Source organism: Janthinobacterium sp. LS2A (assembly GCF_036543145.1).
Taxonomy (GTDB): Bacteria; Pseudomonadota; Gammaproteobacteria; order Burkholderiales; family Burkholderiaceae_D; genus Janthinobacterium; species Janthinobacterium aestuarii.
Genome location: NZ_JAZHPB010000001.1, coordinates 177,625 through 204,554 on the forward strand (window position 1 = coordinate 177,625; position 26,930 = coordinate 204,554).

22 protein-coding genes are annotated in these 26,930 nt (G+C 62.1%); 21 read left to right on the forward strand and 1 reads right to left on the reverse strand.

Annotation, left to right across the window (positions count from 1 at the left end; translation table 11 throughout):
• Positions 1-48 precede the first annotated feature (48 nt).
• The 6 genes from prpC to V3C40_RS00875 all read left to right on the forward strand — a co-directional run bounded on the left by prpC (position 49) and on the right by V3C40_RS00875 (position 9,969).
• Positions 49-1,203, forward strand: coding sequence for a bifunctional 2-methylcitrate synthase/citrate synthase (prpC, locus tag V3C40_RS00850; RefSeq protein ID WP_035819899.1), 1,155 nt, complete (start codon positions 49-51; stop codon positions 1,201-1,203).
• Between the two features lie 11 nt (positions 1,204-1,214).
• Positions 1,215-3,809: a Fe/S-dependent 2-methylisocitrate dehydratase AcnD gene (gene acnD / locus V3C40_RS00855; RefSeq protein ID WP_331776841.1), complete on the forward strand. Its 2,595-nt coding sequence runs from the start codon at positions 1,215-1,217 to the stop codon at positions 3,807-3,809.
• Between the two features lie 99 nt (positions 3,810-3,908).
• Complete coding sequence (gene prpF / locus V3C40_RS00860) at positions 3,909-5,099, forward strand: 2-methylaconitate cis-trans isomerase PrpF (protein ID WP_331776183.1); 1,191 nt, start codon at positions 3,909-3,911, stop codon at positions 5,097-5,099.
• Between the two features lie 144 nt (positions 5,100-5,243).
• A complete protein-coding gene (locus V3C40_RS00865) occupies positions 5,244-6,800 on the forward strand; it encodes an MBOAT family O-acyltransferase (protein ID WP_331776184.1) in 1,557 nt (518 codons plus the stop codon).
• A 9-nt stretch (positions 6,801-6,809) separates the two neighbouring features.
• On the forward strand, positions 6,810-8,036 hold the full coding sequence (locus V3C40_RS00870) for a hypothetical protein (protein WP_331776185.1): 1,227 nt from the start codon (positions 6,810-6,812) through the stop codon (positions 8,034-8,036).
• A gap of 46 nt (positions 8,037-8,082) precedes the next feature.
• On the forward strand, positions 8,083-9,969 hold the full coding sequence (locus V3C40_RS00875; protein WP_331776186.1) for a propionate--CoA ligase: 1,887 nt from the start codon (positions 8,083-8,085) through the stop codon (positions 9,967-9,969).
• A 44-nt stretch (positions 9,970-10,013) separates the two neighbouring features.
• Here the strand turns inward: V3C40_RS00875 and V3C40_RS00880 are convergent, their stop codons facing one another.
• Positions 10,014-10,727: a S24 family peptidase gene (locus V3C40_RS00880; RefSeq protein ID WP_070304769.1), complete on the reverse strand. Its 714-nt coding sequence runs from the start codon at positions 10,725-10,727 to the stop codon at positions 10,014-10,016.
• A 149-nt stretch (positions 10,728-10,876) separates the two neighbouring features.
• On the opposite strand from V3C40_RS00880, the gene V3C40_RS00885 reads away from it, so the two are divergent.
• The 15 genes from V3C40_RS00885 to V3C40_RS00955 all read left to right on the forward strand — a co-directional run bounded on the left by V3C40_RS00885 (position 10,877) and on the right by V3C40_RS00955 (position 26,819).
• On the forward strand, positions 10,877-11,293 hold the full coding sequence (locus V3C40_RS00885) for a FeoC-like transcriptional regulator (RefSeq protein ID WP_070304771.1): 417 nt from the start codon (positions 10,877-10,879) through the stop codon (positions 11,291-11,293).
• A gap of 25 nt (positions 11,294-11,318) precedes the next feature.
• Positions 11,319-11,861 carry a zinc finger-like domain-containing protein gene (locus V3C40_RS00890; protein ID WP_034751879.1) on the forward strand — a complete coding sequence of 181 codons (543 nt, stop codon included), beginning with the start codon at positions 11,319-11,321 and terminating at the stop codon, positions 11,859-11,861.
• A gap of 331 nt (positions 11,862-12,192) precedes the next feature.
• Positions 12,193-13,398 (forward strand): phage tail tube protein, encoded by a 1,206-nt coding sequence (locus V3C40_RS00895; protein WP_072453204.1) that lies wholly within the window; start codon positions 12,193-12,195, stop codon positions 13,396-13,398.
• 80 nt (positions 13,399-13,478) lie between these two features.
• On the forward strand, positions 13,479-13,922 hold the full coding sequence (locus tag V3C40_RS00900) for a hypothetical protein (RefSeq protein ID WP_331776187.1): 444 nt from the start codon (positions 13,479-13,481) through the stop codon (positions 13,920-13,922).
• Between the two features lie 104 nt (positions 13,923-14,026).
• Complete coding sequence (locus tag V3C40_RS00905; protein WP_442907224.1) at positions 14,027-14,266, forward strand: phage tail assembly chaperone; 240 nt, start codon at positions 14,027-14,029, stop codon at positions 14,264-14,266.
• Between the two features lie 51 nt (positions 14,267-14,317).
• A complete protein-coding gene (locus V3C40_RS00910) occupies positions 14,318-17,497 on the forward strand; it encodes a hypothetical protein (protein WP_331776189.1) in 3,180 nt (1,059 codons plus the stop codon).
• On the forward strand, positions 17,494-18,963 hold the full coding sequence (locus V3C40_RS00915) for a hypothetical protein (protein ID WP_331776190.1): 1,470 nt from the start codon (positions 17,494-17,496) through the stop codon (positions 18,961-18,963). Before V3C40_RS00910 ends, V3C40_RS00915 begins: the two co-directional genes overlap by 4 nt.
• Complete coding sequence (locus V3C40_RS00920; protein WP_331776191.1) at positions 18,960-20,441, forward strand: hypothetical protein; 1,482 nt, start codon at positions 18,960-18,962, stop codon at positions 20,439-20,441. Before V3C40_RS00915 ends, V3C40_RS00920 begins: the two co-directional genes overlap by 4 nt.
• Positions 20,441-20,929 (forward strand): DUF4376 domain-containing protein, encoded by a 489-nt coding sequence (locus V3C40_RS00925; RefSeq protein ID WP_331776192.1) that lies wholly within the window; start codon positions 20,441-20,443, stop codon positions 20,927-20,929. The genes V3C40_RS00920 and V3C40_RS00925 overlap by 1 nt, the downstream gene beginning before the upstream one ends.
• Entirely contained in the window at positions 20,926-21,756 is an 831-nt protein-coding gene (locus tag V3C40_RS00930) for a hypothetical protein (RefSeq protein ID WP_331776193.1), read from the forward strand. Before V3C40_RS00925 ends, V3C40_RS00930 begins: the two co-directional genes overlap by 4 nt.
• Positions 21,756-23,741: a tail fiber domain-containing protein gene (locus V3C40_RS00935; protein ID WP_331776194.1), complete on the forward strand. Its 1,986-nt coding sequence runs from the start codon at positions 21,756-21,758 to the stop codon at positions 23,739-23,741. The genes V3C40_RS00930 and V3C40_RS00935 overlap by 1 nt, the downstream gene beginning before the upstream one ends.
• 154 nt (positions 23,742-23,895) lie before the next feature.
• Positions 23,896-25,485 carry a tail fiber domain-containing protein gene (locus V3C40_RS00940; protein ID WP_331776195.1) on the forward strand — a complete coding sequence of 530 codons (1,590 nt, stop codon included), beginning with the start codon at positions 23,896-23,898 and terminating at the stop codon, positions 25,483-25,485.
• Positions 25,486-25,555: 70 nt separating this feature from the next.
• Complete coding sequence (locus tag V3C40_RS00945) at positions 25,556-25,984, forward strand: hypothetical protein (RefSeq protein ID WP_331776196.1); 429 nt, start codon at positions 25,556-25,558, stop codon at positions 25,982-25,984.
• 14 nt (positions 25,985-25,998) lie between these two features.
• Positions 25,999-26,496: a glycoside hydrolase family 19 protein gene (locus V3C40_RS00950; protein ID WP_331776197.1), complete on the forward strand. Its 498-nt coding sequence runs from the start codon at positions 25,999-26,001 to the stop codon at positions 26,494-26,496.
• The gene (locus tag V3C40_RS00955; protein ID WP_070304789.1) at positions 26,493-26,819 is read left to right on the forward strand and encodes a hypothetical protein; all 327 of its coding nucleotides are present in this window, start codon (positions 26,493-26,495) and stop codon (positions 26,817-26,819) included. The genes V3C40_RS00950 and V3C40_RS00955 overlap by 4 nt, the downstream gene beginning before the upstream one ends.
• Positions 26,820-26,930 lie beyond the last annotated feature (111 nt).

The following is a 26,930-nucleotide window of genomic DNA, read 5'->3' on the forward strand; positions in this document are numbered from 1 at the left end:
CGGCCCCGCAGTGATGCAACCGAGACTAGTCAATTTTTGGAGAAATCAATGAACGCACCGCAAGCCGCCACTTTCAAGCCTAAAAAATCCGTCGCCCTGTCCGGCGTCACCGCCGGCAACACGGCGCTGTGCTCGGTCGGCAAGACCGGGAACGATTTGCACTACCGCGGCTACGATATCCTGGACGTGGCCGACAGCTGCGAGTTCGAGGAAATCGCCTACCTGCTGGTGCACGGCAAGCTGCCGACGTCCGCCGAACTGAAAGGCTACAAGGCCAAATTGAAATCCTTGCGCGGCTTGCCGTCGGCCGTGAAACTGGCGCTCGAAGCGCTGCCGGCCGCCGCCCACCCGATGGACGTGATGCGCACGGGCGTGTCCGTGCTGGGCTGCACCTTGCCGGAAAAAGACGATCATAACGCGCCGGGCGCGCGCGACATCGCCGACCGCCTGATGGCGTCGTTCGGCTCCATGCTGCTGTACTGGTACCACTACAGCCATAACGGCAAGCGCATCGAAGTGGAAACGGACGACGACTCGATCGGCGGCCACTTCCTGCACCTGCTGCATGGCGAAAAACCGTCGGCGTCGTGGGAAAAAGCCATGCATACCTCGCTGATCCTGTACGCGGAACATGAATTCAATGCGTCGACCTTCACCAGCCGCGTGATCGCCGGCACGGGTTCGGACATCCACTCGGCCATCACGGGCGCCATCGGCGCGCTGCGCGGCCCGAAACACGGCGGCGCGAATGAAGTGGCGCTGGAGATCCAGAAACGCTACGACAACCCGGACGAAGCGGAAGCGGATATCCGCGAGCGCGTCGCCAACAAGGAAGTGGTGATCGGTTTCGGCCACCCCGTCTACACGATTTCCGACCCGCGCAACGTGGTCATCAAGGAAGTGGCCCGTTCGCTGTCGCAGGAAGCCGGCTCCACGAAAATGTTCGACATCGCCGAGCGCCTGGAATCGGTCATGTGGGAAATCAAGAACATGTTCCCGAACCTGGACTGGTTCTCGGCCGTGTCCTACCACATGATGGGCGTGCCGACGGCGATGTTCACGCCGCTGTTCGTCATTTCGCGCACCTCGGGCTGGGCCGCCCACATCATCGAGCAGCGCATCGACAACAAGATCATCCGTCCGAGCGCCAACTACGTGGGCCCGGAAGACCTGGAATTCGTGCCGATCAAGGACCGCAAATAATGAGCACCCCCATGAATACCCTGTACCGCAAATCCTTGCCGGGCACCCAGCTAGACTACTTCGACACGCGCGCCGCCGTCGATGCGATCCAGCCAGGCGCATACGCCACCTTGCCCTACACCTCGCGCGTGCTGGCCGAAAACCTCGTGCGCCGCTGCGACCCGGCGACATTGAATGCCTCGCTGAGCCAGTTCATCGAACGCCGCCGCGACCTCGATTTCCCGTGGTTCCCCGCGCGCGTCGTCTGTCATGACATCCTGGGCCAGACGGCCCTGGTCGATCTGGCCGGCCTGCGTGACGCCATCGCGGCCCAGGGCGGCGATCCGGCCCTGGTCAACCCCGTGGTACCGACGCAGCTGGTAGTGGACCACTCGCTGGCCGTCGAATGCGGCGGTTTCGACCCCGACGCCTTCGCCAAGAACCGCGCCATCGAAGACCGCCGCAACGAAGACCGTTTCGACTTCATCGACTGGACCAAGAAGGCGTTTAAAAACGTCGACGTGATCCCGCCGGGGAACGGCATCCTGCACCAGATTAACCTCGAGCGCATGTCGCCCGTGATCCAGGTGCAGGACGGCGTGGCCTATCCCGACACCCTGGTCGGCACGGATTCGCATACGCCGATGGTCGACGCGCTGGGCGTGATCGCCATCGGCGTGGGCGGCCTGGAAGCGGAAAGCGTGATGCTGGGCCGCGCCTCGTGGATGCGCCTGCCCGACATCATCGGCGTCAAGCTGACGGGCAGGCCGCAGCCGGGCATCACGGCCACGGACACGGTGCTGGCGCTGACGGAGTTTTTGCGCAAGCAGAAGGTCGTCTCGTCCTACCTGGAATTCTTTGGCGAAGGCGCGTCGCACCTGACCCTGGGCGACCGCGCCACGATTTCCAACATGGCGCCGGAATTTGGCGCCACGGCTGCCATGTTCTACATCGATGCGCAAACCATCAAGTATCTGAAACTGACGGGCCGCGACGACGAACTGGTGAAACTGGTGGAGCTGTACGCCAAAGAGACGGGCCTGTGGGCTGACAGCCTGGTCGACGCGCAGTATGAGCGCGTGCTGACGTTTGACCTGTCGTCCGTCGTGCGCAATATCGCCGGACCGTCGAACCCGCACAACCGCGTACCGACGTCGGAACTGGCTGCGCGCGGCATTTCCGGCGTGGTCGAGAACGAGCCGGGCAAGATGCCGGACGGCGCCGTCATCATCGCGGCCATTACCAGCTGCACCAATACGAACAACCCGCGCAACATGATCGCCGCCGGCCTGATCGCGCGCAATGCGAACCGCCTGGGCCTCACGCGTAAACCCTGGGTGAAATCGTCGCTGGCGCCCGGCTCGAAAACCGTGGAACTGTATCTGCAGGAAGCGGGCCTGATGCCGGAGCTCGAAACATTGGGCTTTGGCGTCGTGGCGTTTGCCTGCACCTCGTGCAACGGCATGTCGGGCGCGCTCGACCCCGTGATCCAGGATGAAGTGGTATCGCGCGACCTGTACGCCACGGCCGTCCTGTCGGGCAACCGCAACTTCGACGGCCGCATTCACCCGTACGCGAAACAGGCTTTCCTCGCCTCGCCGCCGCTGGTGGTGGCGTATGCGATCGCCGGCACCATCCGCTTCGATATCGAGAAGGATGTGCTGGGCCATGATGCGGATGGCAAGGCCATCATGTTGAAAGATATCTGGCCATCGGACGAGGAAATCGACGCCATCGTCGCGTCCAGCGTCAAGCCGGAGCAGTTCCGCAAGGTGTACATTCCGATGTTTGCCGCGCAGGCGGACGACGGCATCAAGGTCAGCCCGCTGTACGACTGGCGTCCGCAGACGACGTATATCCGCCGTCCGCCGTACTGGGAAGGCGCGCTGGCTGGCGCGCGTCCGTTGAAGGGCATGCGTCCGCTGGCGGTCCTGGGCGACAACATCACGACCGACCACTTGTCGCCATCGAACGCCATCATGCTCGATAGCGCGGCCGGCGAATACCTGGCGAAAATGGGTTTGCCGGAAGAAGACTTCAATTCCTACGCCACGCACCGGGGCGACCATTTGACGGCGCAGCGCGCCACGTTTGCCAACCCGACCCTGAAGAACGAGATGGTCATCGAGGACGGCAAAGTGAAGGCGGGTTCGCTCACGCGCATCGAGCCGGAAGGCAAAATCTCGCGCATGTGGGAAGCCATCGAGGTGTACATGGAGCGCAAGCAGCCCTTGATCATCATCGCCGGCGCCGACTATGGCCAGGGTTCGTCGCGCGATTGGGCCGCCAAGGGCGTGCGCCTGGCCGGCGTGGAAGCCATCGTGGCCGAAGGTTTTGAACGCATCCACCGCACCAATCTGGTGGGCATGGGCGTCTTGCCGCTGGAGTTCCTGGCTGGCGTGAACCGCAAGACCCTGGGCCTGGACGGCAGCGAAACCTATGACGTCGTCGGCGAGCGCACGCCGCGCTCCACCCTGACTCTCGTCATCCACCGCAAGAACGGCGAAACGGTCGAAGTGCCCGTCACCTGCCGCCTCGATACGGCGGAAGAGGTGTCGATCTATGAGGCCGGTGGCGTGCTGCAACGGTTTGCGCAGGATTTCCTCGAGTCTTCGAAAGCCGCGTAATTCACGATTGATGCAACGTAAATCAGGGGGCAGACCCGACGGGTCTGACCCCAGCTCTTTGCCTCTGGGTTTAATCAGCAATTCAACGCAGGAACTCTAATGACCCACACCCCCCAAATCAAAATCCCCGCCACCTACATGCGCGGCGGCACCAGCAAGGGCGTGTTCTTCCGCCTGCAGGATTTGCCCGCCAGCGCGCAAGTGCCGGGCGCGGCGCGCGATGCCTTGCTGCTGCGCGTGATCGGCAGCCCCGACCCGTATGGCAAGCAGATCGACGGCATGGGCGGCGCCACCTCGAGCACCAGCAAGACGGTGATCCTGGCGAAAAGTACCAAGCCGGAGCACGACGTCGACTACCTGTTCGGCCAGGTGTCCATCGACAAGCCGTTTGTCGACTGGAGCGGCAACTGCGGCAACCTGTCGGCCGCCGTTGGCTCGTTCGCCATTGCCAGCGGCCTGGTGGACGCCGCCCGCGTGCCGGCAAACGGTATCGCCACGGTGCGCATCTGGCAAGCCAATATCGGCAAGACCATCATCGCCCACGTCCCCATGACAAATGGCGAAGTACAGGAAACGGGCGACTTCGAGCTCGATGGCGTGACCTTCCCGGCCGCCGAAGTGAAACTGGAATTCCTTGATCCGGCCGCGGAGGAAGAGGGTGGCGGTGGCGCGATGTTCCCCACCGGCAACCTCGTCGATGACCTCGACGTGCCCGGCATCGGCGTGTTGAAAGTCACGATGATCAACGCCGGCATTCCGACGATTTTTGTCGACGCGGACGCCATCGGCTACACGGGCACGGAGCTGCAGGACGCCATCAATGGCGATCCGGCCGCGTTGGCCCGTTTCGAGACCATCCGCGCGCATGGCGCACTGCGCATGGGTTTGATTTCCCACCTCGATGAAGCGGCGAAACGCCAGCACACGCCGAAAGTGGCGTTTGTCGCCAGGCCGGCCGGCTACGTCTCGTCCAGCGGCAAGCAGGTGGAAGCGGGCGACATCGACCTGCTGGTGCGCGCCCTGTCCATGGGCAAGCTGCACCACGCCATGATGGGCACGGCCGCTGTCGCCATCGGCACGGCGGCGGCCATTCCCGGCACCCTGGTCAACCTGGCGGCCGGCGGCGGTCCCCGCAATTCGGTACGCTTCGGCCACCCGTCCGGCACCCTGATGGTGGGCGCGGAAGCGGCGCTGGCCGATGGCGCATGGAGCGTCACCAAGGCCATCATGAGCCGCAGCGCGCGCGTACTGATGGAAGGTGTCGTGCGCGTACCCGGCGACGCGTTTTAAGCTGCCAGGCGAAACAGGCGGATGCGCATGCAGATCAGTTGATATTTCTGCTAGCAAAGAAACAGAGCGACAAGGAAAATGGGGGAGCGTCAGCCGCGATGCGTATGCGGTGGCGCACTCCCATGCTTCCTGACTGGTGAACAGATGCTATTTAACTCCTACGTCTTCCTGTTTGCGTATCTGCCCATCACGGTGGCGGGCTTTTTCATCCTGGGACGGCGCAGCCAGTCATGGGCCGCCGCCTGGCTGGCCGGCGCCTCGCTGTTTTTCTACGGTTGGTGGGACTACCGCTACCTGCCGTTGCTGCTCGGCTCCATTGTCTTCAATTACGGCTGCGCCACCTTGCTTGGGCCGGGACGCATCCGCCACCGCAAGGGCCTGTTGATCGCGGCCATCGCCGCCAACCTGGGCATGCTCGCCTATTACAAGTATGCGGGCTTCTTCGTTGCCAGCCTGGCGCAATTGCTGGCGCAACCGATGCCCGTCCTGCACGTGGTGTTGCCGATCGGGATTTCGTTTTTTACGTTTACCCAGATCGCCTTCCTGGTCGATACCTACCAGGGCAAGGCGCGGGAAAGCCGCTTTGTCCACTATCTGCTGTTTGTCACGTATTTTCCGCACCTGATCGCCGGCCCTGTGCTGCACCACAAGGAGATGATGCCGCAGTTCGCCGACAAGCGGATCTTCCGGCTCTCGGCCAGGAATGTGGCCATCGGCTCGACGATTTTCATCATCGGGCTGGCGAAAAAAGTACTGGTCGCCGATAACATCGGCCCGTATGCGGCACCGCTGTTCAGCGATCCGGCCGCGCCATCGCTGCTGGCCGCCTGGGGCGGGGTACTGGCGTACGCGTTCCAGCTGTACTTCGATTTCTCCGGCTATTCCGACATGGCCATCGGCTTGTCGAGATTATTTGGCGTGCGCCTGCCGCTCAATTTCGACTCGCCCTACAAAGCGCGCAATATCGCGCAATTCTGGCGCCGCTGGCACATGACCCTGTCGCGTTTCCTGCGCGACTACCTGTATATTCCGCTGGGCGGCAAGCGCTGCGGCCCCGCGCGGCGCTACCTGAATCTGATGATCACCATGGTGCTGGGCGGCCTGTGGCATGGCGCCGGGTGGAATTTCATCGTCTGGGGCGCGCTGCATGGCGCTTACCTGGCTATTCACAAGGGTTGGGGCACGGTGGCGCGCACGCTTCACCTGCCGTCCGATACGCGTGCGGGCAATGTCGTGGCGACTTGCCTCACTTTTACCGCCGTTTGCATCGCCTGGGTTTTCTTCCGCGCTTCCGATATGGACAGTGCCCTGACAATATTAACAGGCATGGGCGGCGGCTACGGACTGGCCTTGCCCGATGCGCTGGCTCCCTATCTGCTGCCGGCGCAGCCCGTGCTCGCGTCGATGGGCGTGTCCTTCTATCTGGGCGGCGGCATGGCGTTTGTCGAAAGCTGGACGTGGATCGCGATGGCGGCCATGCTGGTTTTCGCCATGCCCAATACGCAGCAAATCATGCGGCATTTCGAGCCGGCGCTCGATTTCCAGGAAGGCCAGGCTGCGGCAGGGGCGGGCGGCTTGGGCGTCTTGCGCTGGCTGACCTGGCGCGCGTCGCCCGCGTGGGCCGCCGCCATTGCCGCGCTGGCGCTGGCGAGCACGCTGGCCTTGAACCGGCCCGCCGAGTTCCTGTACTTTCAGTTCTAGGGGGAAGCCATGACACGCTCCCCATTCAGGTTTTATCTGCTGACGATGCTGATCCTGCTGGTGTCGGGGGCCATCATCGTTTGCGCCTTTGTGTTCATCGTCGACCCGTATGGCGTGTATGGGATCGTGCGCCGCGACCATTTCAATGCCGTCAAGCCGGGCCTGACCCGCTACCAAAGCCAGATCAAGCAGGAACATGCGCTGCGTCTGCGGCCGCAATTCATCATCCTGGGAAACTCGCGCGCCGAGATCGGCTTCGATCCGCGCGCCAGCGCCTTGTCAGCGCTGGGCGCCGGCTACAACCTGGCGATTCCTGGTACCGGCCTGGCCACATCCGCCAGCCAGTTCGCGCAATTGCGCCAGGCTGGCGTCAAGCCGCGCACGGTCATCGTGGGCATGGAGTTCATCGATTTTCTCAATCCCGCCGTTGCGCCAGCCGTACGCCAAGCACCAGCGGCCGCTGCGCCCGCGCATGGCCGCGCTGACTGGCGCTTCGATGCGCTCTTTTCGCTGGCCTCCGTCAAGGATGCCGTGCACACGCTGCGCATCCAGCATGACGGCGAGGCGGCGACCATGTCGGCCGACGGCTTCAATCCCTTGCTCGACTATGGCGCCCATGCGCGCCGGGACGGCTATCACAAGATGTTCGCGCAACGGGCGCGGGAAAGCGCCGCCAACTTGGGCCGCAAATCGACGCGCGGCCTCGCCACCGAAGACTTCCAGTTGCTGCGCACCTTCTTGCTGGCGATGGCGGCCACGCAGGCCGACATCAAGCTGGTGATCTATCCGTATCACGCCCAAATGCTGGCCATGTTCGAGGATGCGGGGCTGTGGCCCCTGTTCGAGGAGTGGAAAGACCAGCTGGTGCTGGCAATTGGCGAGGTCAGGGCGCGGTACCCGGACGCGCACATTTCCCTGACTGATTTCAGCGGTTACGGCGCATACAACTGCGAGCCGATACCCGCCGCCAACGAGCGGAGCAAGGCCACGCGCTGGTACTGGGAAGCGGGGCATTTCAAGAAGGCGCTGGGTGACATCGTGCTGCGGCGGGTGATGTCGCCACAGGAAACTGCACCGGACGACGGGCAGTTCGGCATGCCGCTCGATGCTGCCAGACTGGAGGAAAACCGCGCGCGGATCGCGCAGGAACGCGGCAGTTGCGTGGCGGCGCAGCCGGGATTGTTTGCCAGGCAGCTGCTGGCTGAACAGCATGGCCATGCCGGGGGACGCAGATGAACAGATAAGTAAAGAAGCATGAAAAACAACAACTACCGGAGGAGAAATGAATTTCGCAAGTTTTTATCAACGCTCGATCGACACGCCAGACGCTTTCTGGCGCGAGGAAGCGGACAAGATCGACTGGAATACCCCGTTTTCGCAAGTGCTCAATTATTCCCGGCCGCCGTTTGCCAAATGGTTCATCGGCGGCACCACCAATTTGTGCCACAACGCCGTTGACCGCTGGGTGGACAGCCAGGGCGATGCCGCCGCGCTGATCGCCATTTCCACGGAAACGAACACGGAGCGCACCTACAGCTTTCGCGAGTTGCAGCGCGAAGTGGAGCGCTGCGCCGCCATGTTGCTGTCGCTGGGCGTGGTCAAGGGCGACCGCGTATTGATCTACATGCCGATGATCGCCGAGGCGGCGTTTGCCATGCTCGCTTGCGCCCGTATCGGCGCCGTGCATTCCGTGGTGTTCGGCGGTTTTGCCGCCAACAGCCTGGCCAGCCGCATCGATGATGCGCAGCCAAAATTGGTGTTTTCCGCCGATGCCGGTTCGCGCAATGGCAAGGCGATCGCCTACAAGCCGCTGCTCGACGAAGCCATCCGCATCGCCGCGCACAAGCCGCAACAGGTGCTGCTGGTCGACCGCCATCTCGTGCCGATGGAACTGGCGCCAGGCCGCGACGTCGATTACGCGGTCTTGCGCGAGCGGCATCTGGACGCGCAGGTACCTGTCACCTGGCTCGAATCGAACGAGCCGTCGTACGTGCTGTACACCTCGGGCACGACGGGCAAACCGAAGGGCGTGCAGCGCGACGTGGGCGGTTATGCGGTGGCGCTGGCATCGTCGATGCAGTACAACTTCTGCGGCAAGCCAGGCGAAACCTTCTTTGCCACGTCGGATATCGGCTGGGTGGTGGGCCATTCCTACATCGTGTATGGCCCGCTGATCGCCGGCATGGCCACCATCCTGTACGAGGGCTTGCCCGTCTGTCCCGATGCGGGCATCTGGTGGAGCATCGTCGAGAAATACAGGGTCACGCGCATGTTCTCGGCGCCGACGGCCATCCGCGTACTGCGCAAGCACCCGGTGGAGCTGATGCGCAAGCACGACCTGTCGTCATTGAAAGCGCTGTACCTTGCGGGCGAGCCGCTCGATGAAACCACGTCGCAATGGATCGCCGATGAACTGAAAGTGGACATCATCGATAACTACTGGCAGACGGAGACGGGCTGGCCGATCCTCTCGGTGGCGAAAGGCGTGGCCGACACGCCGACGCGCCTGGGCAGCCCGGGCCTGGCCATGTACGGCTACCAGGTCAAGCTGCTCAACGAAGCGACGGGCGAGGAGTGCGGCGCCAACGAGAAGGGCGTGCTGGTGCTGGAAGGCCCGCTGCCGCCGGGCTGCATGCAGACCGTGTACGGCGACGATGCGCGCTTTGTCGACACCTACTGGTCCACTTTCAGCGGCCGGCAAGTGTATTCCACCTTCGACTGGGGCGTGCGCGATGCGGACGGCTATTATTTCATTTTGGGCCGTACGGACGACGTGATCAACGTGGCCGGCCACCGCCTGGGCACGCGTGAAATCGAGGAAAGCATCACCAGCCATCCGAACGTATCGGAAGTGGCCGTCGTGGGCGTGGAAGACAAGCTCAAAGGCCAGGTGGCGATGGCCTTCGTGATCCTGAAGGACCCGCAAGGCTTCGACAGCGTGGAAGCGAAAGCGGTGCTGGAACGCGAAGTGATGGCCGTCGTCGACCGCCAGCTGGGCGCCGTGGCGCGGCCTGCGCGCGTGCTGTTCGTGGCGCAGCTGCCGAAGACGCGCTCGGGCAAATTGCTGCGCCGCTCGATTCAGGCCATCTGCGAAGGACGCAGCCCGGGCGATCTGACGTCGATGGATGACCCGGCATCGCTGCAGCAGATCCAGACAGCGCTGGCATAAGCGCCACGATGAAAGCGAAGTTTATCAATCGATAAATTTCGCTTTCAAATCCGGTCGCTTTCCTTGCGCACGACCCGGCCCACGATCAGGCATTCATTGCCGCGGCACAGCTTGCGGTGGTATTTGCGCTGATCGGGGTTGTCCGACGTCAGCCACCATTCGCCGATATCGCGCGCCATGCGCTTGACCACCGGTTCGCCTTCATAATTGATGGCAAACACGATGCCGTCGGCCGGCCGGTTGTCGGCCGTATTGATGATCACCACGTCGTCCTCGTACAGGGCCGGCTCCATGCTCTCGCCCTTGACCTTGATCGCCACCAGTTTTTCAGGGTGGTAGCCATTGCGCTCGACCCAGCTGCGCGGCACGCTGATGGTACTGCCATCGTGCGTTTCCGGTTCGATGGCAAAGCCCGTGATGCCAGCCGACAGCCGCAGTTTCACCTTGCGGATCGGGTAAAAACGCGCATCCTCGCCATCTTCCACCACCACGGGCTGCGCGCCGGCCAGCGCGCGCGCGGCCATGGCCGCCTGGTCGGGCGCCGCGCCCTGGTCGAAGTACATGCTATCGAGCTGCAGATCCGCTTCCAGCTTGCGCGCGATCTTTTCGCTGAACGCGCGTCCCTCGCGGTAGGTGGGCGAGAGGATTTGCGAGATGCGCGCCTCGCTCCAGCCGCTGACGTCGGAAATCTTCTTGCGCGTGTTGTCGTAGTGCTCGCGGATCAGGGCCAGCAGGCGGTCGCGTCTGTATTGATACATATTCATCTCCACATTAAACCTGAAATTTACCGTTTGATAAATTACCAAATGCTTGACTTTAACATTAGCGATTGATAAAGTCCACTTGTTGCCTGTCGCAAACGCACTACAGCGTCTGCCGGTTGGCGACACCATGGGAGGTCAGGCAGATGTTGAACAGCAGTCAGTTGGTTGAAAGCAGGCCGGCGCCGCGGCAGGGGCGCCAGTTACAGGGACGCAGCAAGAAGTCGCAGCTGCACATTGCCCGCATCGCGCAGTACATCCGCGAGCAGGGCCAGGCCAGCGCGGCACAGTTGTCCGCCTTGCTGGGACTCGATGCGGGCACCATGAGCCGCTATCTGCGCCACATGTGCGGCATGGGGCAGATCCATCTGGCGCAGCGCCATTGCACGGAGCCGGGACGCCAGCGGCCCGCCCTGTACGCCCTGGGCGAGCAGGATGACGAGGTTGACGGCTGGGCCGAGCTGCCGCCGCAGGTGCGTCGCACGGCCAGCTGGGCACGCGGCACGGCGCGCCGCGATCCGCTGGTGGCGGCGCTGTTTGGCCCGGCAAGTAACAACGATTAGTATCAACGAGGAACGAGGAGATATCATGGGATTCGCAGAAAAATTCATCGCATCGCTGTCGTCGCAAAACCTGCGCGACGATGCCGTCCACCACGACCTGGACGTGATCGCGGCGGCCGCGCTGGCCGGCGACATGGGCGCCTTGCTGTGCCGCGTCAAATACGCGGACGGCACCGTCAGCCGCCTGTTCGAAGGCAATGCGGGCAACCTGGCGCAGCTGCTGCGTGCCTGGACGGCCGCCGTGACGCAGAAGGGCCGCGCGCGGCGCTGGGTCAAGGCGCAGACGGCCTGGGATGCGCAGGCCGCCAATACCTTGTACCGCCGCGTGGCCGAAGCGTCGCTCGCGCATTGGCTCGACAGCAAATGCAAGGTGTGCCACGGCACGGGCGTTGTCGCCGCCATGCAGGCCGGCGCGCCTGTCGTTTGCAAGGCGTGCCACGGTGGGGGCGAAGCGGCCATCAGCTGCTCCGGCGGCTTTGAGCTTGAACGCATCAAGGACATGGTCAGCGAACTGGAAGGCATCTTCCAGTCGCACGGCGCCCGCGCCATGCGCCGTCTCGGTCACTGAAATTTTTTTTGCAATATGCCTGGCACTGAAAAAAACGCCCCTAGAATAGAGTCTCGATCACGCAGCAACAGAAACACAGGCAATACCGCAGTACACCACATGCTTCTCCACTCGTAATAGACGCGCTTTCGGCGCGACACCGATAGGGGAAATCAGCGCAGCGAACGGCCTTCATGGCCCCTTCGCCCAACATCCATCTGGCATGCCCCCATGCCATCCGGACGCCAGCCCGCCGCCTTACCGCGCGCGGGCTTTTTCGTTTTATCTCCCATTTTTCAGTTTCTCCCACAAGACCGCCCCGGCGGTTTTCATCCCACGAAAGGTATTACTTATGGCACTGACAGCAAACGGCATCGACAGCGTAATCGTTATCAGCAAACAAAGCGCCGAAGGCAGCAAGGCCGCCGCCGGTGGCGGCCAGATTTATCCCCGCGTGACAGCCACCTTCGACACGGAAGCGGACAAATACGCGAGCGCCGAAATCGACGCCAGCCAGCAGCAGGGCGATACCCGCCTGGGCAACTTCCGCACCACGGGCGCCATCAAGGCCGAAGCTGCGTGCGGCACGTATGCGCCGCTGATGGCCGCGCTGCTGCGCCGCGACTTCACGGCGGGCGGCGTGGCTGCCGCGCAAACGACCATCGCCGCTGCCGCCTCCGGCCTGACCCGCAGCGCCGGTTCCTGGCTGGCCGAAGGCTTCCGCGCCGGCAGCGTCGTGCGCATCACCGGCATGACGGCACCGGCGGCCGCCAACAACGCGAAGAACTTCTTCGTCACGTCGGTGACAGCTACCAACCTGAATGGCCAGTTCATGGACGGCTCGGCCATGATCGTCAAGGCGGCCGGCGACTCGGTCGGCGTGGCGGCCATCGGCAAGCGCAGCTTCACCCCGTTGACCGGCCATACCACGGACTGGTTCACGGCCGAAGTGCAGGACCCGAACATCGGCGTGCACCGCAGCTTCGTCGACCAATTGGTCAGCAAGATGGATATCGCCGTGCAGCCGAACGGCATCACCAGCCTGGACTTCACCCTGATGGGCAAGTCGGAAGGCCCGACCACGGCCGTGCCGCATTTCGCCACGCCGCTGGCCGCGCCGGGCACGGGCAAATTCTCCGGCGCCACGGCCATGCTGTCGGTGAACGGCATCCCGTCGCAGATCTGCACCGGCATGTCCGTCTCGCTCGACGGCCAGGTCAAGGTCGACCCGGTGATCGGCTCGAAGTACGCCACGGCAGCCTCGCGCGGCAAGGTGATGGGTTCGGGCCAGTTCACGGTGCTGCTGCAGGACGCCACCTACCTCGACTACTTCAAGTCCGAGACGGAAATCCCGCTGGCCTACGCCATGGCGTCGGGCACGGCGCCGGCAGCCGACGTGCTGGCGCTGGCCATGGGCCGCATCAAGATCACCTCGGCCAAGATCGACGACGGCGAGAAAAACAAGATCGTCACCTGCGCCTTCGACGTCCTGCGCTACAAGGGCACGGACGCGCAGCATGAAGCGACCACCCTGACCATCCAGGACAGCGCGCTGTAAGCAGCCAGCGCCTGCACCGGGGCCGCCGCGATGGCGGCTTTTTTTTTATATTTTTCTACTTCATCCAGAAAGCATCACACATGAACAACGCGCAAAAAATCCAGGCAGGTTTCGACATCGGCAATATCCACGCGGCGGTCACGCCCGTCACCTTCGACGTGCCCGTCATCTTCGATGCGGACGGCGAAGCGGTGGCCGGCCTGACCATCGTCGGCAAGAATAGCGACCAATACCGCGTCGCCAACAACGCCGTGCGCGCCGAAGGCTACAAGAAATCGGCACGCCGCAAGACGGCCATCGACGCCTCCACCGACGAAGGCGCGGAACTGCTGGTGCAAGCCATCGACGGCAACCAGAAGCGCCTGGCACTGGCCGTGGTCACGGGCTGGTACGGCTTCACCAGCAACGGCGCACCCGTGCCGCTCGATCCGGCGCTGCTGGAAGCGGCCTTTGAAAAGTATCCGACCTGGCAGGAAAAAGTGACCACCGCGCTGGAAAACGAGTCGAATTTTTTGAAACTCTGACGGCCAGCCTGCTGCGCTACGCCGGGCACCAGTTCGAGCGCGGCGCGCGCGCGGCCGATGGCCATGCCAAGGGCGAGCATATCGATGCCGCCCGGCGCCATCCGCTGTACCGCGCGCCGCCCGAGGAGGCGACGCCACCCATGCCGTTCGAGCTGGCCCACGTGTGGGAATGGTTTGCGCAACTGAACCGCAAGCGGCAGAACGGCATGGCTGTCAACCCCATCACCAGCACGGAAATCCTCGCCTGGCAGGCGCGCCACGCCATCGCCATCGAGCCGTTCGAGCACCAGCTGCTCGACCAGCTCGACGCGCTGTTCCTGTCGCATCAGCATGCGGCGGGCTGACCCGCATTTTCCAACCCGGCCGCCATGCGCGGCCTTTTTTAGGGGCCAAACATGCCAGAGATAACAGAATTAAAACTTGTCATCGACTTGACGAAGGCAACGGACACGGTGCAAGTGCTGAAAGCAATCAGCGAGGCCAGCCTGGCTGCGGCCGAAGGCCTGAAAGTCGTCAATACGGAGGCGGAATCGTCGGCGTTGTTGCTGCGCGCCCAGGCGGAACAGGCACGCGATGCCACCGCCGCCGCAAAGGCCTTGGGAGCATTGAATACCGGCGAGGCGAAATCGCTGGCCGATGCCAGCAAAGTGGTCGGTGGCCTGGGCAATGCTTATACGCGGCTGGCGGCTTTTCGCGCCGCAGGTAACCCCGCCACAGCCGGCGCAGGCGCCAAATATGGCGCTTTTGCGTTTGAAGAGCAGCGCCAGGACAAGCTGGACACCGCAGGCAAAGAGGCGGCCGATGCCAAGGCAAAAGCGGCACCGGCGGCGCCCACGCGCAAATATAGCGAGGCGGAGTGGAAGGAGGCTGGTGAATTTACCGGTCAACTGGCGACAAAACTGGAGAAGGCCTTTGGCAATGTCGGCGGCACCATCGGCAAAATGACCACTGCCTTGCTGGGATTCAGGAAGGCGCAGGACGATATCGATTTTACCTTTGCCAAGGAAGTGAAGGAGGACCCGTCCGAAAAAGGGCAGGAAAAGGCACAGGAAAACAAGAAAAAGGCCACGGTCAAGCAGTATCACGACATGGCGACCGCCGCGAAGGGGTTTTTCAAAGAAAAGTCGGCCGGCTATGAACTCATGGAAAAGGTGGAAAAAGGCTTCCGCGCCTATGAATTCGCCATGAATACGAAGTCGCTGTTTGAAAAACTGACGAGTATCACCCTTGTGACGACGGCAAAAACTGCCGCGACGACGGCGGAAGTCGCAGGCGCGGCGGCATCGGTCGGACCGGTAACCGCCGCGGAAACGGCCAAGTCCAGCGCGTATGGCGTGTCGGCGCTGGCATCGGCTTTGGCGGCGCCGTTTCCTGCCAATATCGGCGCATTTGCCATGGTGGCCGGCATGCTGCTTGCAATCGGCGTTGCCGTTTCTGGCGGCGGTGGCGGCGCCGACACGACGGCCAGAGACCGCCAGGCCGCCAACGGCACCGGCACGGTGCTTGGTGATTCATCCGCGAAATCGGCGTCGATCGCAAACAGCCTGGAAATCATGGAGAAAAACTCCGGCCTGGGTCTCGCGTATTCCTCGTCGATGGTGGTCTCGCTCAAGCAGATCGTCTCGGGCATCGGTGGCTTGGGCAGCTTGCTGGTGCGTTCGGACATCCTGACGTCCGCGCTGGGCACCAAAGGCAGTTCCAGCGGCGGCGTCATTGGCAATGTCGTCAGCAGCATCTTTGGCGGCAAGACCACGGTGCAGGATGTGGGCATCGTAACCAACTCGTCGAGCCTGGGCGACCTTGATACTAAGCGCTTCAACGTGAATTCCTATGTCGATCTCAAGAAGTCCGGCGGCTGGTTTTCCAGCGACAAGAAGTCCACGAATCTCACGGCCATGGGGACGGAAACGAATGACCAGTTTACGAAAATCGTGCTTGGTCTGCGCACGAGTATCGTCTCTGCGGCCGACTTGCTGGGTGTCGGCGGCGATGCCTTCGCCGCGCGCTTGAATTCCTTCGTCGTCAGCCTGGGCAAGATCAGCCTGAAGGACTTGAAGGGCGAGGAAGTGCAAAAGGCCCTGGAAGCGGCCTTTTCGAAGCTGGGTGACGACATGGCGAAGTTCGGCGTTGGGGGGCTGGAAAAATACCAGGCCGTGGGCGAGGGCTATCTGGAAACCTTGGCGCGTGTGGCCAACAACTACATGCAGGTGTCGGATGTGCTGGCCGTGCTGGGCAAGTCGTTCAACAGCTCCGGTCTTTCCGCCGTGGCGCTGAGCGAAAGCCTGATTCAAGCGGCGGGCGACCTCGATACCCTGACCAGTGGCACCAGCTTCTTCGTGCAGAATTTCCTGACCGAGGCCGAGCAGATGGACCCGGTCACCAAGTCGGTGCGTAGCGCCATGGCGGCGATGGGGCAGTCCGGCGTGACGACGAGCGAGCAATTCAAGGCGCTGGTGCTGGCGCAGGACTTGAACACGGTGGCCGGCCAGAACATGTATGTGCAGCTGCTTGCCATCGCCGAACCGTTCAAGAAGGCGGCCGATTATGCGGCCGACCTCACCGCCGCCACCGGTGAACTGGCCGAAGTGAACAAGACGGCCAGCGACATCGCCAGCGAACGCAAGGACATGCAGCAGCAGTTGAACGAACTGACGAAAACAGAAGCGCAGTTGCTGGCTGCCCAGCGCGCCGGCGTCGCCGATGCCAATCGCGGATTATTCGACCAGATTCAGGCCGTCAAGGCTGTAACCAGTGCGAAGGATGCGCTGGCCAAGGCTTATGAAACCGAATCGGCGGCGGCCAAGTCGGCGCTGGAGAAGTCGAAATCGTGGGTGACGACCTTGAACGGGCTGAACTCCAGCATGGCGCTGGGCGCTCAGTCGACGCTGACGCCGGAGCAAAAATATGCGGAAGCGCGGGCGCAGTTCGAGAAAACCCTGGCTGCCGCGAATGCGGGCGATACGACGGCGCAATCGGGGCTGTCTGCCGCCGAACAGGCGTTTCTGACGGCATCGCAAGTGGTCAACGCCTCCGACGCCCGTTATGCGGCGGACTATGCCCGCGTGGTGGAAGCGAACAAGGAAGCGTTGAAATGGGCAGCCGCGCAGGTCGACGTGCAGCAGGCCAGCCTGGATGCGCTCAATGCCCAGGTATCGGGCCTGATCACGATTAACGACAGCGTGCTGACGGTGGTCCAGGCCATCGCCGGTCTGCGGGCGGCGATGGGCGGTGCGGCGGATCTTGGCGTGCAACTCGGTATTCCTCCCGTGGTCGCAGCACTGGCCGCGATGACTTCTCCCGTGACAGCGGCGGTCTTCGACCCCGTGCGCTACTCGTCGGCTGCGAACGTCGGCTCCGACGTACTGGTGGCTGAAATCCGCGGCCTGCGTGAAGACAACCAGGCCATGCGCGTGGAACTGGAAGGCTTGCGCGCCGACCAGCGGGCGCAAACGGGCGCCACCATCCAGGCTACCTTTGAATCGAACGCCAACGCCGCCAGGACGGTGGTCGATGGCGTGGACAAATCGTCCCGGGCATCCGCCTGGGCCAATGCAGTGAAAGGAGAATACGCATGACCGATGCGCAATTTCAGGAATGGCTGCAAAGCCCGTCGGCCATCCGCATGGTGCTGATCGAGGCGCAGGTGAATGTGGGCGGCAGCGAGGTGACGCGGTATATCGCTTCACGGCCCTACGTCACCGGGCCGCGCGAGGTGCCGGCGAATACCGCGTACCAGCCGCTGGCCAAGGGCGGCCTGGCCTTCACGGAACAGGTCAGCCTGTCCGGCGAGGCGGGCCTGTCGGGCGGCGATATCGAACTCGATAACGCCGATGGCGCGCTCGATGGCTGGCTGGACGACGTATGGATGAACCGGCCGGTCAAGGCCTGGGCTGGCGACCCCTCCTGGCCGCGTGCCGACTTCCAGCTGGTCTTCGACGGCATCATCGCCGACGTGGCCAGTGCAGGACGCGAGTCGGTCAACCTGGTCCTGCGCGACAAGCTGCAGCGTTTGAATACGCCGATCTCCGAAGCCAAGCTGGGAGGCACGACGCCGAACAAGGACGCCATCTTGCCGATTCCGTTCGGCGAGTGCCACAACGTGACGCCCTTGCTGACCAATCCGGCAACTCTGGAATACGGTTTTCTCGGCGCGGTCGAATCGACGTTTGAAGTGCGCACCAACGGCAAGCCGATCGCCGTGGCCTTGAATGACCAGGCGGGCCGTTTCAACCTGACCACCGACCCGTTTTCCACCACGATCACGGCCAGCGTGCAGGGCGACAAGGGCGGCGGCTATGCGCCGCGCATCGCGCCGCTGGTGCAGCGTATTGCCACCGCCTACGGCAAGGCGGCCGACCGTTTTACCACTGCCGATCTGGACCTGGACAACCTGGCCGCCTTCGATGCGGTTCACCCGCAGCCAGTGGGGCTGTACGTTGCGGACCGCACGAACCAGGCGCAGGCCATCCAGCAGCTGGCGGCCAGCGTGGGCGCCCAGGCGATCATGTCGCGCACCGGCCAGCTGCGCCTGGTGCAGATCGCCTTGCCTGCCGCCGGCGTGCCGCTGGCGATCGGCCCGGAGCAGATGCGCGAACGTTCGCTGCGCCCCGCGCAGCGCCTGCCGGTGACGGCCGCCGTGAAGATCGGCTTCGACCGGAACTACACGCTGCAGGCAGGCCTGACGACCAGCATTCCGCCCGCGCATGCGGATTTGTATACCACGGAATGGCTGACGGAGACGGTCATCGACGCGGCGGTACGCACGCGTTACCGCCTCTCCGACGATCCGGTGCAGATCGATACGTGCCTGAAGACGCGGGCTGACGCCCGCGCGGAAGCGCTGCGGCGCCTGGCCCTGAACAAGGTGCCGCGCACCATTTATGAATTCGATGGAGAACCCGAGATGATGATGCTGGAATTGGGGCAGCCCGTGCAACTGCGCGCTGAACGCTTTGGCTTGCAGGACGGCGTGCCGGGTGTGGTGGTGCTGCTGTCGCGCTTCTGGCTGACGGGCAGAGTGACGGTGGGGGTGCTCGTATGAGCGCCATAGTGGGAGAACGCGACAGGCTGATCATGAATACCGTGCCGCGCTTCGCGCCGGCCAACGACCGCGTGCTGTTGCTCGCTGCCACGGCGCAGGCGTTCAAGGTGGCCGCCACCACGCTTGCCGCGCCGGCAAGCATCGACTTTACGGCAGGCTTGGTGAATATGCAGGGGCAGGTGGCGTTTTCTGCCAGTAACGCCAGCGTGCTGACGCGCGTCGGCAACGTGGCCACGCTGGCGTATGCCGGCATGGTGGGCGATAGCGTCACGGTCAGGGCCACGATTGTAGTCGATAGCCTCACTTACACGGCCAGCCAGACGGTCAGCAAGGTTTTTGATGGCGTGACGGGCAATTCTTCGCGCGTCGCCTACAGCAAGACAGGCCTGTCGTCGCTGGGGAGCGCGCCGGCGACCATCAGCTCGCAGGGCGATGCATCCTTTCCGCCAATTAACACCTGGGGGGCCGGCACGGTGTGGGAAGGTTCGCCACAGGCATTCGGTGCCGGAGAATCGCTGTACCGGTCCGATGGAATTTTTAATCCGGCCAGTGGCACTACCAAGTGGGCGGCGCCGTATCTGAATGCACTCAAGGTTGGGCAGCTGAGCGCAATCAGTGCCGACCTTGGCAAGGTCACGGCGGGCGACATTTACAGCGCGACAGTGCACGGCGGTACTGGCTATCCCAGCAGTGCCTATGCATGGCCAAGCAACGGCGGTAGCGGTTTCCACTTGAGCGAGAGCGGATTGCTGTTTGGTAATCCTGCACTGGGAAAGTATATGCAGATCGATGCGGCAGGCAATATCTATGCGCCTGGCTTTTCCATCGTCAATGGCCACGCAGTTTTCAGCGGCAAGCTGGACAGTGTCAAGGGTACGTTCTCGGGAGAGTTGATAGCGGCAAAGGGCAGCTTTTCTGGTGTCCTCGATGCCGCCAAGGGAAAATTTTCCGGTGAGTTGGATGCTGTGAAAGGTACATTTTCTGGCGACCTTTCATCTGCGCGTGTGTCCGTCGGCACTGCAACTGAGGCAACGGCGTTTTTCGAGCCCGGTTACCCATCGATTTCCCTGCAGTCGTCCGCATCCGGGGTATTTGTTGAGACTTCAACTCTCAGTTCCGCAGCTGTATTTACCAATCTGGAAGTACTGTTCAAACACAACGCTCCAGGGTGGCCTGCCGCGCTCCGCATCCGCTCTGGCAGCGTATTTTTTTCAATCGTTTGTACGGCGGTGGTCGACGACCAACTGAGCATTTGGTATCGCATGAATGGCGGGAACTGGCGCTGGTTGAGCGGAGTCCAGGAGCGGCAGGACGGCGATGCCCCTGCCGCAACGGTCTACGGACTTACTTTGAACATCAACGTGGGTGACACCGTCCAGTTCGGAGTTTCCGGCACCAATGCTGACCTTGGCGCAGCGAATATGGGCAAGCTTTATGTTAAACAATGTCAGGCGATTGTGATCGCAAGGAATTTTTAATGGAAACAATCGTAATCAACGGTGATGGCACTCAGACTAACGAACGCACAGGAAAGACGTTGCCACCCCGGCCTGGCGCGCATCACATTTACGACGCTGGTGCCGACTTGTGGATAGACACCAAAACGTTGGAGGGCACCAGGATATCTACCTGGGCACGCATCAAGCTGGCACGCGAGGCAGCCGAGCTTTCTGATTTTACATGCGCCGGATTGCGATACCAGGCCGACAAGGCACGCATCACAGGTGCAGCGCACATGGCTTTGTTGGCACAAGTGGCAGGCCTGCCATATAGCATTGATTGGACGTTATCCGATAACACGACGGTGGCGCTTGATGCCGCCGGCATGATCGCTGTTGGTGCCGCATTGGTCGCACAGGTCTCGGGTGCGTTCGTCATTGCCCGTGGCTTGCGCGAACTGATTGCGGCGGCAGCTACCATCGAGCAGCTCGACAGCATCGTTTGGCCCGCCACGGAGGCAGCATGAACAAGATACGCATCATCCACGACAATGTCGCCGACCATGCGGTGTTAATCGCATCCAGCCAGGCTGGAGCTTTGGGGCCAGCCAATCTGCAGCGCGAAGGCAAGTCATCGGTGTTCCGTTCGGTCGGCACGCAATTGAGCATTACCGCGATCTGGCCAACACCGGAGATCATCGGTGGCGTGGCCCTGCCATTCTGTAACCTGACACCAACTTCCACCATTCGCGTGCGTGGTTACGCCGAGCCTGGAGATGGCACGTCCGTCTTCGATACCGGTGCCGTGCCAGCTTGCGAGTATGCACGTCTGGGTATGTGGAACTGGGGGGCGCTACCACTGGGGGTCAATGCCTTCAGCTATGGCGGTGCAACCTATGGCCGCTGCTGGTTCCAGATGCGCAGCCTCAAGAAAATGGTGATCGACCTGGTCGATCCGGACAACCCTGCCGGCTACATCGAGGCAGCGCGCCTGGTGGCTGGTGCTTACTGGGAACCCCAGGTCAATGCTGCGTACGGGGCCGGCGTAACACCGGGCGACACCAGCAGCCTGTATCGCAGTGGAGCCGGCGAGCAGAAAGTGGAACGGGGCACGCTGTTTCGGAAGCTATCGCTGACACTTGATCATATGACACCCCAAGACCGCGCTGACCTGTGGCGCATCGTGCGAGGTAGCGGCTTGTCGCGGCCCATCTTTGTCAGCCTGTTTCCGGATGACGACGACGTCGAGCTTGAGCAGGCACATCAGGTCTACGGACGCCTGACCAACCTGGCAGCCATCACGATACCGTCTTTCCAGGCATATGCCACCAACATTGAAATAGAGGAGCTGTAATGAGCGATGCTTTTTACTACGGGCAGCGCGACACGCTGTACCAGCTGAACCGGTTGGCACGGGCGCAGGATGTCGTTGATATACCGGCAAACTCGGCTGCCGCCGCCGCGAGTGCTACGGCAGCCGCTGCCTCAGCGAAGTCTGCGGCCGGGAGCGGGAATACTTCGACAACATCAGCCGCTGCTGCTGCGGCATCATTTATCTCGTTCGACGCGCGCTATCTTGGTGCCAAAGCGCTGCCGCCGACATCGGACAACGCTGGCGGTGCGCTCCTGGCGGGCGCTACGTATTGGGATATGGCGCTGAATGGCGGTTGCCTGCGCGTGCGCCAGGACGGACAGTGGGTGACGGTCCCCGCCAATGTGGCTTCGCAGATTGCCAGTACCCCCTCGGGGACGGCGCTGGCGACGGATGTCCAGGCGGCGTTGAATGAGCTTGAGCTGAAAAAGGCGACAACGACCAGTCTGGCCAAGGTGGCCATTTCCGGTAACAAGATTGATGTTGGCTTGGGGAATGTCGACAATACGGCAGACGCGGCAAAACCAGTTAGCGCTGCGGTGGACAGTGCGTTGTCATTGAAAGCCAATGCATATAACGCGGTGTTTGGCGGTGTCATCGGTGGGGATTTCTCCAATGCGACTCACGATGCCCGGGTGCTGTTGCGTACGACAACAGCGAATAGTTCCACTATTATTGGCGCGATTCCTAACGGTACCGGTACGGTCGCGCAATTCAATGCCTATGCCGACGACAATCCGCTGAATACCTCCTTGGCCGCGCTGGGCGTCGTCAGGGCTGACAGTGTCAGGCTGTCGTCTGCGCAAATTGGTACGGGAAGCTATCTTCCATTGAAGTTTTATACGGGTAATGCGAACACCATGACTCTTGGTATTAACGGTAACGTGAGCGTGGGAGAGCAGCGTCCGGTTGTCGGCTATCGGTATCTGGATGTGGTGAACGAGGCCGGCGGAACGGGCAATTGTTCGATCATAAGGCTGATTACAAAGGCGGCATCGGGGGGCGCGTCCACCTCGGCGGATATCCTGAAGAACTCCAACGGTCAGTTTGCGATTATTAACTATGAGTCGAGCAGCGCCGGAACCATTTACTTCAAAACCAGTACGTCAGACGCGACGTTGTTTCCGGGAGGCTTTCAGGTCAATGCGCCTGGCCAGAATACAGTGGCCGTCAAATCTTTAGGGGGCTACACAGCGCTGGCGCTGGACGCAGCGCAGGGCCAGGCATCGTATATTTTCAGTTATAACAACGCGATCGAACATGGACGTGTCTGGTTTGATAATAATGCAACACTGGGAAGTTTCACTATCGCAGTAAAGCGAGCCGGAGTGTTAACTGCCGTATTATGCGTGCAAGGAGACTACGTCTACCCTTGGGAAGACAATGTAATTGGACTCGGCAGCTTTAACCGGCGCTGGACCAATATATACGCCTCTACTGGCGTGGTCCAGACATCCGATGCCCGGCATAAAACGGCAGTCGTTGCCTTGTCTGGCAATGAAATCGCCGCTGCCATCCAATTGGCCAGAGAAATAGGAAAATATCGCTTCCTGGAAGCGGTGAGGGAGAAGGGAACGGCAGCGCGTCAGCATATTGGCATGACGGTGCAGCGGGCAATCGAAGTGATGGAAAGCCACCGGCTGGATCCGCTCGCCTACGGCTTTATTTGCTATGACGAGTGGGATGAAAAAACCACCGAGCATCCGCAGATCCAAGTGCCGGACAAAGTGCACCCACCCGTCGTGGTCCGCCATGCAGCCACAGAGACAGCCGAAGCATACGACGAGGTACTCACAGAGGGGTATACCGAACCCGGTGAAGTTCAGCCTGCTCGAACGGAAGTCCAACTCGCCGGCAGCATGTACAGTTTTCGTCCTGATGAGTTAAATCTGTTCATTGCACGTGGCCAGGCCGCCCGCCAGGATCAGCTGGAACTGCGGCTGGCGGCACTCGAGCTTGCTGCCTAGTCATCTACTTGTTACCACTTCAACCCGCTACGGCGGGTTTTTCATGTCCACTACCTTGCAGGCAATTTTTTGTATGGAAAGCGATCTCACGAGAATATCGCTTTCAGGAAGCATTGCGGGCCTGTTCGGCATCTACCACTTTTGAGGAAAATGAATGCCAGCTAATTTTTATCCGGGCCAGATGGACTATCTGCGCAAGCTCAATGAGCTGGCGCGTGCGCAGGATATTGTCGATATCCCGCTCAATGTCGCCGCCGCTGCGGCTAGCGCGGCAGTTGCGGAGCAGGCCTCCACCGATGCCAGATCCGATGCGGCCAGTGCGACGGCATCCGTCGCGTCCGCAGTCGCCACCTTCGCCTCGTTCGATGCCCGCTACCTCGGTGCCAAGGACATCGCACCAGGCCGGGATAACCATGGTGCTGCGCTCCTGGACGGCGCCGTGTACTGGGATACGGTGCTCAATGGCGGTTGCCTGCGCGTATTCCAATCCGGCGCGTGGGTGACGGTTCCCGTCAATGTGGCTTCGCAAACCCGTAGCACGCCAGTCGGCGGGATCGTTGCGGCGAACGTGCAGGCGGCGCTGGCTGAGCTGGACGAGAAAAAGGCGACGCGCGCGACGACGCTGGCGGGCTATGGCATCACGGATGCGCTGCCGGGATCATACATGCCGGCCTGGTCAGATATTGCAGGACGTCCATCGTTTGCGGCAGTCGCGACGTCAGGCAACAAAGCCGACGTCGGCCTGGGCAGCGTGGACAATACCAGCGATACGAATAAGCCGGTGTCAGCGGCTCAGGCCGCGGCGCTGGCACTGAAGGCGCCGTTGGCCAACCCGGTCTTTTCAGGGACTGTGCAAGCCGGTATCGGCGTCCTGTTCGGGCCAGGGCACGGCTTGTACTCTCCCGTGGCGGGGGCATTGGTGATGATTACAAACTCGGTCGAGCGATTTCGTGTAACGGCGGCTGGTGACATGACGTTTACTAACCTGCAGTCCCTCAAGGCTTTGACACCATCATTCATCCTTGAAGCACCGTCGACTGCAACTATCACATCGAAAAGTGGTGAAGGCTATGGTACGTTCTTGGCTTCATCAGGCAATACCCTCCCGGCTATTGTCGATTTCGCAAATGCCGCCAGCGGAACGTCGGGCCGTATTCTTTGTGTAAATGGGCCTGATGCGTCGCTATTGTGGCAAGTCAACAAGCGGGGGGTCTTGAGTGACGTGATTGGCGTGAATGGTAATTACCTATACCCCATCGCTGATAGTGTTACCGGATTGGGTGCGCCGTCCAATCGGTTTGCCGTTGTGTACGCTTCCACTGGCGCTATCAACACATCGGATGCTCGCTTGAAAACGGCCATTTCCCCGATGACGGAAAGGGAGATTGCCGCTGCTCTGGACATCGCTGAAAGCTTAGGGACATACCAGTGGCTCGAAGCGGTGCAGAGCAAGGGGGCTGATGCTCGCAAGCACATCGGCGCGACTGTTCAGGGAATCGTCAGCATCATGGAGGCGCACGGACTTGAACCGTTCGAGTACGGATTCATCTGCTATGACTCGTGGGGGGAAGAATATGGACATCGTCCACCAGTTGACGGCAAGGGTGGTGGCGACGTGAAACTGCGAGAAGCTGGCGAGGTGTACTCGTTACGCAATGACCAGCTTAATATGTTCATCGCCCGTGGCTTGAGGGCCAGTATGGCCAGAACAGAGGCGCGCCTCGCCGCTTTGGAGGCTATCTAACGCAAATATAGATTTTCCTGTCAAACCCGCTTCGGCGGGTTTTTTCATTTCCACCACCTGAAAGGCAACCATGGCCCTCGAAACCACCGCCGCCGGCGGCGCATTGATCAAACTGTTTGGCGTGCCGGTGCTGGCCGGCGCCGCCGCCACGTCGCTGGGCTTCATGTTCATGTGGCCCCGATCCACCAAGGAGGCATTTATTCGTTTTTGTTCCAGCATCATCATTTCCACCTTTCTCGGCCCCGTATTGGTGGCCGTCGTGCTGTCGTGGTGGCCCAGCCTGTTCGACAGCGCGAAGACCGTGGCGGGTTTGTATGGCGGCGACCCGTCCACGGGGTTTTTATTCATCGCCGCCCCAGTGATGGTGGCGGCCGGCTTGCCTGCCTGGTGGGTGCTGGGCGCCTGCGTGCGCTGGTTCGACAAGCGGCGCGGCAAGGATATTGGCGAACTGGCGGCCGATGCAGCCGCTGCCGTCAAGGATGTGCGGGGCATGCTGTGACAGGCGCCCAATTGATGCAGATCATGCCCTTGGCCGGTCGCCGCGCTACGCTGTTCCTGGCGCCCTTGAATGCGGCGATGGCCGAATTCAGTATCGACACGCCGCTGCGTCGGGCCTCGTTCTTGGCGCAGGTGGGCCACGAATCGGGACAGTTGCGCTATGTGCGCGAACTGGCCAGCGGCGCGGCCTATGAAGGACGCGCGGACCTGGGCAATGTGATCGTCGGCGATGGTGTGCGTTTCAAGGGGCGCGGCTTGCTGCAGGTGACGGGGCGCGCCAACTATGCGGCGTGCGGCGTGGCGCTGGGCCTGGATTTGCTGGCGGCGCCGCAACTGCTGGAGCAGACATTTTTCGCTTGTCGCTCGGCGGGCTGGTTCTGGCAATCGCGCGGCTTGAACCGCTTGGCCGACGCGGATGACCAGGAACGGGTGACGCGCCGTATCAACGGCGGCGTGAATGGACTGGCCGAGCGTCTGGCCTTGTACCAGGCAGCGCGCAAGGTGCTGGCATGAAGCCGTCATTGAGCATTGTGGCCATGCTGCTGTTGCTGGGGGCAGCCGTGTTTTGCGCCCAGCGCTGGGGCCGCGAAACGGGCCGTGCCGCGTGCGCGGCGCAAGTGCTGGAGGTGCAAGCCGTGTTGCGGCGCCAGAACCAGGCCCTGAATGCGATGCGGGAGGAGGGTGTGCGCCGGTCGGCGCGGGTAGGGCAGGCGCTGGCCACGGCGCAGGCCGGGCAGGCAGATGCGCAAGCGGCTGCGGCCCGCATCCTGGCGCTGCAGCCCGAAGGCGACGCCTGCCGTGCCGCAGAGGCGCTGATCGCCAGCGAAATGCCATGAGGCCGCCGCGTGAAGGTGCCGGAAGGTATGCAGGCAGCCTCGCCAGCAGGCTAGCCACTTTATTACTGGCGAGCTTGTTGACCGGCTGCGCGGCATGGGCGCCGGCATCGA

Coding starts and splice junctions, on each gene's coding strand:
- V3C40_RS00920 (WP_331776191.1), top strand. CDS start 18,960: ATGAGCGCCATAGTGGGAGAACGCGACAGGCTGATCATGAATACCGTG.
- prpF (WP_331776183.1), top strand. CDS start 3,909: ATGACCCACACCCCCCAAATCAAAATCCCCGCCACCTACATGCGCGGC.
- V3C40_RS00925 (WP_331776192.1), top strand. CDS start 20,441: ATGGAAACAATCGTAATCAACGGTGATGGCACTCAGACTAACGAACGC.
- V3C40_RS00935 (WP_331776194.1), top strand. CDS start 21,756: ATGAGCGATGCTTTTTACTACGGGCAGCGCGACACGCTGTACCAGCTG.
- V3C40_RS00945 (WP_331776196.1), top strand. CDS start 25,556: ATGGCCCTCGAAACCACCGCCGCCGGCGGCGCATTGATCAAACTGTTT.
- V3C40_RS00865 (WP_331776184.1), top strand. CDS start 5,244: ATGCTATTTAACTCCTACGTCTTCCTGTTTGCGTATCTGCCCATCACG.
- acnD (WP_331776841.1), top strand. CDS start 1,215: ATGAATACCCTGTACCGCAAATCCTTGCCGGGCACCCAGCTAGACTAC.
- V3C40_RS00875 (WP_331776186.1), top strand. CDS start 8,083: ATGAATTTCGCAAGTTTTTATCAACGCTCGATCGACACGCCAGACGCT.
- V3C40_RS00955 (WP_070304789.1), top strand. CDS start 26,493: ATGAAGCCGTCATTGAGCATTGTGGCCATGCTGCTGTTGCTGGGGGCA.
- V3C40_RS00880 (WP_070304769.1), bottom strand. CDS start 10,727: ATGTATCAATACAGACGCGACCGCCTGCTGGCCCTGATCCGCGAGCAC.
- V3C40_RS00940 (WP_331776195.1), top strand. CDS start 23,896: ATGCCAGCTAATTTTTATCCGGGCCAGATGGACTATCTGCGCAAGCTC.
- V3C40_RS00915 (WP_331776190.1), top strand. CDS start 17,494: ATGACCGATGCGCAATTTCAGGAATGGCTGCAAAGCCCGTCGGCCATC.
- V3C40_RS00895 (WP_072453204.1), top strand. CDS start 12,193: ATGGCACTGACAGCAAACGGCATCGACAGCGTAATCGTTATCAGCAAA.
- V3C40_RS00885 (WP_070304771.1), top strand. CDS start 10,877: ATGTTGAACAGCAGTCAGTTGGTTGAAAGCAGGCCGGCGCCGCGGCAG.
- V3C40_RS00950 (WP_331776197.1), top strand. CDS start 25,999: ATGCAGATCATGCCCTTGGCCGGTCGCCGCGCTACGCTGTTCCTGGCG.
- prpC (WP_035819899.1), top strand. CDS start 49: ATGAACGCACCGCAAGCCGCCACTTTCAAGCCTAAAAAATCCGTCGCC.
- V3C40_RS00870 (WP_331776185.1), top strand. CDS start 6,810: ATGACACGCTCCCCATTCAGGTTTTATCTGCTGACGATGCTGATCCTG.
- V3C40_RS00910 (WP_331776189.1), top strand. CDS start 14,318: ATGCCAGAGATAACAGAATTAAAACTTGTCATCGACTTGACGAAGGCA.
- V3C40_RS00900 (WP_331776187.1), top strand. CDS start 13,479: ATGAACAACGCGCAAAAAATCCAGGCAGGTTTCGACATCGGCAATATC.
- V3C40_RS00890 (WP_034751879.1), top strand. CDS start 11,319: ATGGGATTCGCAGAAAAATTCATCGCATCGCTGTCGTCGCAAAACCTG.
- V3C40_RS00930 (WP_331776193.1), top strand. CDS start 20,926: ATGAACAAGATACGCATCATCCACGACAATGTCGCCGACCATGCGGTG.